The organism is Methanoregula sp. (assembly GCF_002835825.1).
Lineage (GTDB): Archaea > Halobacteriota > Methanomicrobia > Methanomicrobiales > Methanospirillaceae > Methanoregula.
On record NZ_PIZH01000025.1, the window covers coordinates 1 to 11740 of the forward strand.

The window sequence follows — 11740 nt, forward strand, 5'->3', positions numbered from 1 at the left end:
TCGCTGCGTGTACGGATCCTTGTCACCCTGCTCGGCTAGACGATTCACCGTGCAGTGGGAACCTCCTCAGCCTGCCTTATCTTCTCCTCCGCAGGGGCCATGGTTGCGTACATGGCCAACGGGATCGGGGTGAGCGGGCTGCCGCCCTACTCGATCGGGTACGTTGACCTTGTCGCGTTCGGCGTCCTTGCCGCAACAACCATCCCGTTCGCCCGGCTCGGTGTCCGGTTCGCCCACGCATGTTCTGGCAGGAACCTGCAGATCCTCTTTGCCGGGTTGCTCGTCCTGATTGGTGTGGCGATGCTCGTGAGCGGATAAATATTCAGATATTCCGAATTTTTTTCCTGCTGGAAATTTTCCGGGGCCCCCGAATTACTCGATCCGGCCTTCGGAACACCTCCCTATGGCCCGATCGCTGGTGACTTTCGCGATATGTTAGGTTTCTATTAGCGCACTTTAAGCCTACCATTATACAGTCACCAAAACCAGCGGCTGAAATGGGCGTTTCCGGAAGTTTATGTCAGGCTTATTGGTCGAATATGTCAGGTTCACGAATCATGGGAAAAACGGGAAACATCAAAAAAGGTCAAAATGGCCCCCGATCGGAAAAATACGCCTGATTTGAAAATATGACTGGGCATCAGACCAGGAAGATGAGAAGCACTCGTCAGAGTTCTTAGAAAAAGGGCCTTTCGCGGGCCTGGGGGATTCCCCGTGGGATTAATCTCCGACGGAGACTGCACTTCCGGCAGGGATGTGATCTCCTCAGCCGGGGGGGCAGCCTTCGGACTCTTGACTGTCAACAATTCATGGCGATAAATTGGGTGATACGAAAAATGAGCTCTGTAGAAATTCTTGTCACAACGTACTCAGTGGAATTACGAGTGTGACCACCTCTCTCCCCAAGAGGGGGGGCAGCCCAAGGGGACAAGCCCCCTTGACCCCCCGTTTTCATTTTTTTCAAAGCTCGCATACGGCTTAATTCCACGGGGCGAGGGGCGGCAGACCCCGAGCGCCCGTGGCTCCATCGTTATCTACCACAATCCCACACAGGATTTCTACAGAACTAAAAAAAGGAAAAAATTACTGGTATTCCGGCGGCTGGACCTGCTTGGGGAGCCCGCCTTTGAAGTGCTGCTGGATCTTGCCATAGTACTGCCGGAGGTTCTCGTTCATTGTCGGGTGGACTTTGTTCTGGGCCTCATCGAAATACTTCCTTGCTACGGTGACAGCTCCTTCCCGCAGGGCGAGCATGCCTGCCTCCCGGCAAAGCGACTCAAGGTCCGATCCCACGAAGCCTTCCGTTGCACCGGCAAGATCAGCAGCCAGCTTGTCGCGTGCAGGATCAGAAAGGACCAGCTTCTTCTCGAAGAGCATCTCCAGGATGCGCCTCCGTCTCAGGCCGGCGGGAAGTCCCGCTCCCTCATTGGAAACCGGGGTGGTTGCTGCCTGGATATCTGCAACAGCGACGTCTTTTTCTTTCCCGAGTTTTTCGATAAGTTCGCCAAGTGCGTCCTCGTTGAACCCGCTGGTCATCTGCACGACCTCATCGAGCGCTGAGCCTTCGATGGGCATGAACCGCGTGTGGATCCGGATGATCTTCTTCCGGTCCTCGATGCCGGGCTCACCGATATAGACAAGGCGATCGAAGCGTCCCGCCCTGAGGAGGGCCGGGTCAACGATGTCCGGGCGGTTCGTGGCGCCCATGACAACGACATCTTTCAGCTCTTCCATCCCGTCCATCTCGGTCAGGATCTGGTTGAGGACATTGTCGATCACGTGCGAGTCGCTGCTCGTGCCACGGGCAGGGGCAAGGGCATCGATCTCATCGAAGAAGATGATGGAGGGGGAGACCTGCCGGGCCTTCTTGAAGACCTCGCGGACTGCCCGTTCGCTCTCGCCCACCCACTTGGAGAGGAGCTGGGGTCCACGGACGGGGATGAAGTTTGCACCACTCTCACTTGCAACGGCCTTTGCTATCAGGGTCTTACCCGTGCCGGGCGGGCCATAGAGGAGGATGCCACGCGGGGGCTCGATACCGAGGTCCTCAAACTTCTGGTGGTCGGTGAGCGGGAGCTCGATAGCTTCCCGGACTTCGGTCTTTGCAGAATCGAGGCCGCCGACGTTCTGCCACCCGACGTGCGAGACCTCAAGCATCACTTCGCGCATGGCGCTCGGGCCCACGTCACGCTGGGCACTCCGGAAGTCGCTTGCCAGCACCTTGAGCTTGTCGAGCACCTCCTCGGGGATCTCCTCGGCATCGAGGTCCAGCTCGGGCAGGTAGCGCCGGAGGGCACGGATTGCCGCTTCACGGGCAAGGGCTGCAAGGTCCGCCCCGACAAACCCGTGGGTCTGCTGGGCGAGGACATCGAGGCTGACATCCTCGGCAAGCGGCATGCCCCGGGTATGGATCTTCATGATCTCGATCCGGTCGGGCTCACCCGGAACGCCAATCTCGATCTCGCGGTCAAACCGGCCGGGCCTCCTGAGGGCAGCATCGATTGCATCGACACGGTTGGTTGCGCCGATGACTACGACCTGCCCGCGTTCCTCAAGGCCGTCCATCATGGTCAGGAGCTGGGCAACGACACGGCGCTCGACCTCGCCCGTAACCTCCTCGCGCCGGGGAGCGATGGAGTCGAGTTCGTCGATGAAGATGATAGAGGGCGCGTTCTCGCGGGCTTCCTCGAAGACCTCGCGGAGCCGCTGCTCGCTCTCTCCGTAATATTTCGAGATGACCTCAGGGCCGGCGATTGAAATGAAGTGCGCACCGCTCTCGCTTGCAACCGCCTTTGCTATCAGGGTCTTTCCCGTGCCGGGCGGGCCGTACAGGAGAACGCCCTTGGGCGGCTCGATCCCGAGCTTCTGGAAGAGTTCCGGGTGCCGGAGCGGGAGCTCGATGGTCTCCCGCAACCGCTGGAGCTCGTCCTTGAGGCCTCCGATATCCTCGTACGAGAAGCGCTTGATACCCTCAAAGCCTGCCGCCGGCTTGTCCGAGAACTCGATCGCGGTATTCTTGGTGATAATGACCGCTTCCTCGGGCTCGATCTCGACGACCTTGAAGCCGACGATCTGCGGCTGGATGAAGGGCAGGCCGAGCATCACCGGGACGGTGTCGTTCTTCACCACCGGAAAATCGATAAGGCCGTTGACCACGTGCGGGTTATTCGCGATCGGGATCTTCTTGGGGAGATCCTCCGGGGGCGCAAGCACCACCCGCTTTGCCTCGATCTCGTCTGCAATCTTTGCGACCCTGACCGTGTCGTTGATGCTGGCACCGGCGTTGAGGCGGGTGAAGTTGTCGATCCGGATCTTCTTCTGGTTCCAGTCCTCGACAAGCGATCGCCAGACCTTGGCAACAGTCTTCCGTTTTCCCTCGATCGCGACCAGATCGCCGGGGGAGATCTTGAGTGCGAGCATTGTTTCGGGATCCAGCCGGGCCTTTCCGCCGCCCTGGTCGCCGGGGTAAGCGGAATCCACCCTCAATTGCACTTCTGGCATTACCTTAAAGGTCATATACGCAGGGATTTATAAGTACTGATAATGAGGGTCCTCATACTCGATCCCTTCCACGGGGCGGCAGGCGACATGATCACGGCTGCCCTGCTGGATTGCGGGGCTGACAAGGATATCGTCGTGCGGGCGATGAAGGCCGTGGTAGCGGAACCGAAGATCTCCCGCGTGACCCGGGCCGGGATCCAGGCACTATGGATCGAGACGAAAGCCCTGCCGGTCCACCGGACGCTGGACGAAGTTCTGGAGCGGCTCGATGCTGCCACACCTCATATGCCTGAACCGGCCATGGCGATGGCCCGGCGGGTTTTTGAGCGCATCAATACTGCCGAAGAGGAAGTGCACGGCGGCCATGTGCACTTCCATGAAGTCGGGGCCGATGACGCAATCGCGGACATTGTCGGGGCCTGCACAGCCCTCCATACCCTCGAGGTCGACCGGGTCCATATCCTCCCGGTCACGCTCGGCCACGGGACCGGTACCGGCTCCCACGGCACCTTTCCCATCCCGGCACCGGCAACGGCGGCGATCCTCAGGCACACGAACCTTGCCACGATCTCCGGGATCCACGTGGGCGAACTCTGCACCCCCACCGGGGCTGCACTCCTGGCCGAATTCCAGGCAGCAGCGGGCGCTCCCGGCGAGTTACCGGCGTACACTATCAAAGCACTCGGCTATGGAGCCGGTACCCGCGACCCGGCTCATGCACCCAACGTGCTGCGGGCAATGATCGTCGAGACGACAGGAACAACCGGCGGGCACCCCGAGGACACGGTGGATATTCTCGAAACGAATATTGACGATGTGAGCGGTGAGATGATCGCCCATGCGATCGGCCGGTTCATGGACGCCGGCGCCCGGGACGCGAGCGCCACCCCCATCGTGATGAAGAAGGGCCGGCCGGGATACCTGATCCGGGTTATTTGCCTGCCTGAGACGAGCACGCAGATCGCTGAACTGATGGCACGAGAGCTCGGGACGCTGGGCATCCGCTGCATCCCGTCGGTCCACCGGTTCATCGCTGAGAGGACGGTTGAGGAGATTGATGTGGAAATTGCCGGGACGAGAAAGAAGCTCCTGGTAAAACTGGGATGGATGCACGGCTCGGTCTATACACTCAAGGCAGAGTTCGAACCGGCGCGGGAGCTTGCAGCTGAGCTCGGGATACCGGTCCGCGATGTGCTCAGGGTTGTCGAGGAACAAGCCCGGCGGCAGATCCAGAGCTGACGCTCTGTTCAGCCTGCCAGAAGATCCCTTTTTTAGCCGGTGAATATTCTATGACAATCCCCCTGCAAACAAAACGCCTTACCCTCATCCCGGCAACCCGCGAAGTCCTTGCAGCTGACCTGAATGATCGGGGCCGGTTTTCCCTTCTTCTTCAGGCAAGAGTACCGGCTGCATGGCCACCCCCACTCATGGACGAGGGCGTTATTCGCGAGTTCCTCCGTATACAGGATGACCCGTCTGGACCGATCTTTGCTGCATGGTACTGGGTAATCAACGACCCGGCAACCGGAACGGGAACGCTCATAGGGAACGGCGGCATCCTTCAGGCAGGGGGGCGGCCGGATACCGCAGTTCTCGGGTACTCGGTGCTGGATGAGTTCTGGAACCGGGGCTATGCAACCGAGGCTGTAGGCGCTCTTGTTCCGGTCATCTTCTCCCTCCCGGGTATAACGAGGATCATTGCCACAACGTATCCCAATCCTGCTGCATCCATCCGTGTGCTGGAGAAGAACGGGTTCGTAAAAACGGAGGACGTCCCTGCGGGCGCCGGGGCGGAAGAGGGGACTATCTGTTACCTGCGGGAAATACAAGGCCCCGTTTCCGGCCGGAAATAACCCGGTATTCGGGCTTTATAGGATACCAGCCCCAATGTGGAAGAGATAACAGGCCCATGAAGACCGAGAAACGATCCACCGGGAACGCAGCACTCGACACCCTCATTGGCGGGGGCCTCGAACTGCGGACAATCACGCAGTTTTATGGCGAGCCTGCGAGCGGCAAGAGCACGCTCTGTCTTGTTGCTGCTGTCGCCTGTCTCCGGGCCGGCCATGCGGTTGCCTGGATCGATTCGGAGGGGTTCTCGACCGAGCGCTTCCGGCAGATCGCGGGTACTGACACCGAGAAGATTGCGGAGCGCTTTTTCCTTTTTGAGCCTGTCGATTTCGAGCACCAGGGATCGATGATCCTTGAGGTGGAAAAGGTACTAAAAGCGCACAAGCCGGGCCTGCTCGTCATCGACTCAGCTACTGCCCTGTACCGCACCGATCTTGAGAAGGGCCGGGATGCCATGCAGGCGCTGACCCGGCAGATGATCCATCTCCTCGGTTATGCCAAGCGGTACGAGATCCCTGTCATTATCACCAACCAGGTGTACATGGACACCGTCAAGAACACCTTTTACGGCCTTGGGGGGACGGCCCTGGAACACATCTCCAAAGTGATCGTACGCCTGGAGAAAACAGATACACCCGGGGTCCGGCGGGCGCGCCTGGTCAAACACCGGTCCCGCCCGGAAGGAGCGTCCCTTGAGTACGAGATCACCGGAGACGGCATCAGTGTCCGGTAGACTCTTTTTCTTTCCGTCCACCCACCTGTCCCAGCTGGCGGTTTTTCATAAAGCCCGGAAGATTGGAACAATTATATCGTGTGAAGCAGAATAGTTCCCTCGCATATGGCATTGCGAAGGGAGATCACTGCCCGCCTCACCGCTCTTCTGCGGGAGAACCCTCAGGGGCTCAGCATCACGGAGATCGTAAACAAGATTGAGATCAACCGGAATACTGCAAGCCGGTATCTCGACAATCTCCTTATCTCCGGACAGGTCGAGATGCGCCATTTCGGGATGGCGAAGATCTACCGCCTCTCCGAGCGGTTGCCGGTCTCCTCGGTCCTCTCCCTCTCCTCCGAGTTCGTGATGCAGGTAGATGCAGGCCTTCGCGTTGTATTCCTCAACATGCCGTTTGCCCGGCTTATCGGCACAGAGGAGAAGGAGGTTACCGGAAAGAACATCGAGTTCACGAAGATCCCTTCCTTTTTCGATGACAACTTTCCCCGGCTTCTCGCATCCATCCAAGAGGGGGTTTCCGGGACAGAGTCCCGGGGCGATCTGGATCTTCCTGCATGCGAACGCTCCTTTTCGTACCGCGTTGTCCCTATTGTCTTTTCTGCCGGGCAGAAAGGAGCCTCCCTGATTCTCGAAGATATCACTGAGAGGAGAAGGAGCGAGGCCCTCCTCCGGGAAAGCGAAGAGAAGTTCCGGGCCCTCTTCAACAATGCAAGCGACATGATCACGCTTCATGCCCTTACCGAAAATCTGGCACAGGGACACTATCTTGAGGTGAATGATGTCACCTGCCGGAAGCTGAAATACACCCGGGGTGAACTCCTCGGGATGAGCCCCCGGGATCTCGTTGCCCCGGATTCACTGGCGGCTGTAAACCGCAGCAGCAGAACGCTCCGGGAGGAGGGACATGCCACCTCCGAAGCCGTTCTTCTGACAAAAGACGGACAGAGAATCCCGGTCGAGATCAATGCCCACCTCTTTGATTTCAAAGGTAAACCCGTGGCTCTCGCAATAATCCGTGACATCACCCTGAGGAAACAGGCAGAGGGCCAGCTCCACCTCATGAAGACCTCCATCGAGAGCGCCTATGATGAAGTCTTCTGGATGGACATGGCGGGAAATTTCGTTTTTGTCAATGACGCTGCCTGCCAGGAGACCGGGTATTCGCGCGAGGAACTGATGGCAATGACCGTTTTCGATCTCGACCCGGACTTTTCACTGGCCCGGTGGGAGGAGTCGGTGGCGGACCTGCGGAAGAACAAAAAACAGTTCTTCCAGACGCGGCACCGGAGAAAGGACGGCGTAATTATTGACGTGGAGATCGGTTCGGTCTATGTCGCGCGCGGGAAAGAAGAATTCGCGTTCTGTTTTGTCCGGGACATCACGGAACGCAACCGGATCGAGGCTGCCTTAAAGGAGAGCGAGGCCCGGTATCGCTCCCTTGCAGAGGCATCGCAGGACATGATCTTCGTTGTTGACCACGATGACCGGGTGCTCTACGTCAACCGGCGGGCGGCGGATTTCCTCCATGTTGTCCCGGACACAATCATCGGACAGCCGAGGAGCAGGTTCTTCCCAACCGAGGTCTCTGCCGGCCAGCTCATGGGGCTCCGGCAGGTCTTCTCTTCCGGTGAGCCCGTAAGAACCGAGAGCCCCATGACAACACCTGACGGGGAAGTCCTGTGGTTCGACCATGCCCTCATGCCCATTTCAGACGCAACAGGCAGCGTCACGTCAGTGCTCGGCGTATCCCGTGACATCACCAAACGCGTTGCTGCCGAGCGGGAGCAGCGGATAAACGAGGAGAAGAACCGTTTCATCGCTGAACACAGCGTGGATATTATCCACCGGCTGGACCCGGAGTGCGTCCTGCTGTACACCTCCCCATCGGTAAAGACACTCCTTGGATATGAACCAGAGGAGGTGCTGGGGAAGCCTGTCCTCGGCATGATCCATCCTGATGACCTTCCGGGTGTGATACAGGACCTCCACGCGATCCACGAGAGAGGAAAACAGATCACAACATCGACATTCCGGTTCCGGCACAGGGACGGACAATACATCCTCTTTGAGTCAACAACCCGCATTATCCGTGACCAGGATGGGAAGGTGAAGGAGTTTTTGAATATCTCCCGCGACATCTCAGGCAGGGAGAGAGAAAATTCTTAAGAAGACCGGAACCTCTTTTATGGCAAGGGGACGATACCGTCATCTCACTTTCACCTCCCGCGCCCTGCACTTATTAACCAGTCCCCGTCAGAATGAGAGTGATGACCGGATGCGGGGGGAAGCTGGCGCGGCTGACATCACAAAGCCAGTACGACATCTGTGTTCCCGGGGAGTGTATGCAGCAACTCTCAACGGAGAGCTGCATCACGAGGAACCCGCACGCAGCCGGATGCAACAGGATGCTTAAGGTGCTCCTCCACGGCAGCTGCTCGTATGACTGCGCCTACTGCTCGGTCCGTCTCGACCGTTCGCATCACTCGTTTGCACCCCGTGAGCTGGCAGACATTGTCCACGAACAGTACCGGAACAACCTTACCGGGGGGCTCTTTCTGAGTTCCGGTGTGCCGCATGACACCGACGAAGTGATGAGCGGGCTCATCGAGACCGCCAGGATCCTGAGGAGCCAGGGATACCCGGGATACCTGCACCTGAAGATCCTGCCCGGTGCATCCCGCGATGACATCCAAGAGTCTGCACGGCTCGCGGACTGCATCAGCCTCAACATCGAGACTACGGGAGAGAGCCGGCTCCGGTTCCTTTCGGGAATCAAGGACTATGCACACGATATCATGAAACGGATAGGCTGGATCGCCGATGCTGCTCCCGGGCGCTTCATGACACAGCTCGTTATCGGGGCCGCGGGAGAGACCGACCGGGAGGTCTTCGATTGTGTTACCGCACTCTACGGCAATCTGCATCCCTCGCGGATCTATTATTCGGGTTTCCGGGCCCTTCCGAAGACCCGGCTCTCCTCCCGCGAGAGCACTCCGGCATGGCGGCCACGGCGCTGGTACCAGATCGACAGTCTCGTCCGGGAGTACGGTTATTCCCGGGAAGAACTTCTCCCCATCCTGGACGACAACGCGACCCTCCCCAACGACGATCCGAAAGCACTTCTTGCCCGCGGCAACGATCCGGTTGACCCGAACTCGGCATCCTTTGCAGACCTCCTTCGTGTCCCGGGTATTGGTCCAACCACCGCACGCGCCATCATTGCAGCACGGGAGGATCGGTGGATACGGAATCCCGGTGACATAAATATGGATGCAGCCTGCCTGAGACGGGCCATGCCCTACCTGGCCTTTGCCAAAGTTCCCCGCCAGGCAACCCTTGCCCTGTTTGCCTGACAGAGCTCCTGTAAGATGCGATCAAAGAATAAGATGAATCTGGGATCAGCAGGTAATCCGGCCGGTAAAGGCCGTCACAGCCGAACCTTCCATCTTTGCACCGTCGCCTTTCAGGTAAATTGTCAGCGGCCCACCCCGGGTTTCTACATCAACAACCTCTCCCGCCAGGCCCAGTTTGTGGACAACTGCTGCCGAGGCAGTCGCACCGGCACCGCATGACAGGGTCTCGTCTTCCACGCCCCGCTCGAATGTACGGATCCGTATGCTGTCCGGGCCGGTTCTCTCGACAACGTTCACGTTCGCCCCTTCCGGGAACGTTGCATGGTGACGAATCTTCGGGGCTATAGACCCGAGATCAACAGCATCAACTGCATCAACGATAATGACAGCATGCGGAGCGCCTGAATGTACGGCATGGACTTCGTAACCCTCGATGGTCTCACGATACTCACCCGAGCCGGTGGCAGGAATAGCGGTCCTGTCGAATTTCAGCGGGGACATCGTGATGGTTGCGGTAAACGTGTCCTCCTTGTACTCCATCGAGACTGCTGTCTCTCCAGCGGGGGTCTCCACGGTACAGGTCTCCTTTACGTACCCATTATCGAACGCGTACTTGGTAAGGCAGCGGATACCATTCCCGTATGGCTCAACCTCATTCTCGTCAGGCCTGATTAGGCGCATCCGGAGATCGCTCTTCTCTGATTTCGAAAGGAAAATTACCCCGTCAGCCCCGATACCGAAGCGCCGGTCGCAGTAGATTGCGGAAAACTGCCCTTTCATGTCATCGGGGATAACGGTGTGCTCCCGTTCATCGATAACAATGAAATCATTGCCGTTCTCGTACAGTTTGCTGAAATGAATCTCCATACAGAATCCCCGCCCTGTCCTGCTGTTACGTACTGTTCTGGAGAGTTGTGCCATTCCATAAAGGCATCGGTTGGCACTCCTGCAGAAATAACAAAAAAGAGATTGCAGGGATATTCCTGCACAGTATCGTATTATTTTTTGTTCCCGGCAGGGAGTGGGGACGGTTCCCTGTTCCGTGCAAGACCGGAGAAGTCCGATCCCTCGAAGTCGAGAGTGGCGAAATAATCGTTTGCAGTTTCTGCTCGCCGTATCAGTTTCAATTTGCCACCATTCTGCATGAGGAACTCAGCTGACCGGAGCTTGCCATTGTAGTTGAACCCCATTGCATAGCCGTGCGCTCCCGTGTCGTGGATAACCATGAGGTCCCCGGGGCTGATCTCAGGAAGGATCCGCTGGACGGCGAACTTGTCGTTGTTCTCGCACAGGCTGCCGGTCACATCGTATACGTGGTCCAGGGGAAGGTTTTCCTTTCCCAGTACGGTGATGTGGTGATAGGCTCCATAGAGCGCGGGGCGCATCAGGTTTGCCATGCACGCATCCAGCCCGACATAATCGCGGTGCTTCTGCGCAACGTGACGTACGCGGGAGACCAGGTAGCCATACGGCCCGGTTACCGCCCGTCCGCTCTCCATGACGATGCGTAGCGGTGCAAGACCGTTCCCGACAATGATCTCCTTGTAGTGCTCGTGCACTCTCTCTGCAAAGTCCCCGATATCCACCTGGTGATCGACAGGAGAATAGGGGATGCCGATGCCCCCGCCGAGATTGATGAACTCTACCCGGATGCCGGTCTTCTCGTGGATCTCAACGGCAAGGTCAAAGAGCAGCCGGGCTGCATCGGCAAGGATCTCCTCGTCGCGCTGGTTGGAGACGATCATGGCATGCAGGCCAAACCGGGTTGCACCTTTCTGTTTGGCGATGGTGTATGCCCTGAGGATCTGATCGTGGGTGAGCCCGTATTTTGCTTCACTGGGATTACCGATGATCGGGTTGCCATGACTGTAGTCGTCTCCCGGGTTGTAGCGGAAACAGAGAAGCCCGGGGATCCCTGCGGTCTTCTCCAGGAAGTCAAGGTGGGTGATATCGTCAAGGTTGATGATCGCCCCGAGTTTTTTTGCCTGGACAAACTCTTCTGCCGGGGTGTCGTTGGAGGTGAACATGATCTCCTCCCCTTTGATCCCGACAGCACTCGCAAGCTGGAGCTCAGGGAGCGAGCTACAGTCCGCTCCCATGCCCTCCTCATGCAGGAGACGAAGAATATACGGATTGGGGAGAGCCTTGACCGCAAAATAATTCTGAAAGCCGCCCGCTTTCCCGTCTGTCGTTGGTACCCACGAGAACGCCTTGTACAGCCGGCGGGCTCCTGCACGGATCGCCACTTCCTCGTAGATATGAAATGGAGTTGGATGTTCCCTCTCAAGCTCCTCGATTTGGG

The 11740-nt window shown here is 58.1% G+C and carries 9 protein-coding genes; 6 read left to right on the forward strand and 3 right to left on the reverse strand.

What is annotated here, in order from left to right:
- The first annotated feature begins 54 nt into the window (after positions 1–54).
- Positions 55–318: a TSUP family transporter gene (locus CW742_RS01845; RefSeq protein WP_292415808.1), complete on the forward strand. Its 264-nt coding sequence runs from the start codon at positions 55–57 to the stop codon at positions 316–318.
- Between the two features lie 765 nt (positions 319–1083).
- Here the strand turns inward: CW742_RS01845 and CW742_RS01850 are convergent.
- Positions 1084–3501 carry a CDC48 family AAA ATPase gene (locus CW742_RS01850; protein ID WP_292415810.1) on the reverse strand — a complete coding sequence of 806 codons (2418 nt, stop codon included), beginning with the start codon at positions 3499–3501 and terminating at the stop codon, positions 1084–1086.
- A 42-nt stretch (positions 3502–3543) separates the two neighbouring features.
- Between CW742_RS01850 and larC the strand changes: the two genes are divergently transcribed.
- The 5 genes from larC to CW742_RS01875 all read left to right on the forward strand — a co-directional run bounded on the left by larC (position 3544) and on the right by CW742_RS01875 (position 9438).
- Positions 3544–4740 carry a nickel pincer cofactor biosynthesis protein LarC gene (larC, locus tag CW742_RS01855; RefSeq protein WP_292415812.1) on the forward strand — a complete coding sequence of 399 codons (1197 nt, stop codon included), beginning with the start codon at positions 3544–3546 and terminating at the stop codon, positions 4738–4740.
- Between the two features lie 50 nt (positions 4741–4790).
- Positions 4791–5354 (forward strand): GNAT family N-acetyltransferase, encoded by a 564-nt coding sequence (locus CW742_RS01860; protein ID WP_292415814.1) that lies wholly within the window; start codon positions 4791–4793, stop codon positions 5352–5354.
- Positions 5355–5410: 56 nt separating this feature from the next.
- Positions 5411–6085, forward strand: coding sequence for a DNA repair and recombination protein RadB (radB, locus tag CW742_RS01865; protein WP_292415817.1), 675 nt, complete (start codon positions 5411–5413; stop codon positions 6083–6085).
- Between the two features lie 105 nt (positions 6086–6190).
- A complete protein-coding gene (locus CW742_RS01870) occupies positions 6191–8251 on the forward strand; it encodes a PAS domain S-box protein (RefSeq protein ID WP_292415819.1) in 2061 nt (686 codons plus the stop codon).
- 101 nt (positions 8252–8352) lie between these two features.
- A complete protein-coding gene (locus tag CW742_RS01875; RefSeq protein ID WP_292415821.1) occupies positions 8353–9438 on the forward strand; it encodes a helix-hairpin-helix domain-containing protein in 1086 nt (361 codons plus the stop codon).
- A 45-nt stretch (positions 9439–9483) separates the two neighbouring features.
- Here CW742_RS01875 and dapF read toward each other — a convergent pair whose 3' ends face one another.
- Both dapF and CW742_RS01885 read right to left on the reverse strand, forming a co-directional pair.
- Positions 9484–10305, reverse strand: a complete 822-nt coding sequence (dapF, locus tag CW742_RS01880) for a diaminopimelate epimerase (RefSeq protein ID WP_292415823.1) — start codon at positions 10303–10305, stop codon at positions 9484–9486.
- Positions 10306–10436: 131 nt separating this feature from the next.
- On the reverse strand, positions 10437–11740 hold a 1304-nt coding region (locus CW742_RS01885), incomplete at its 5' end, for a diaminopimelate decarboxylase (RefSeq protein WP_292415825.1).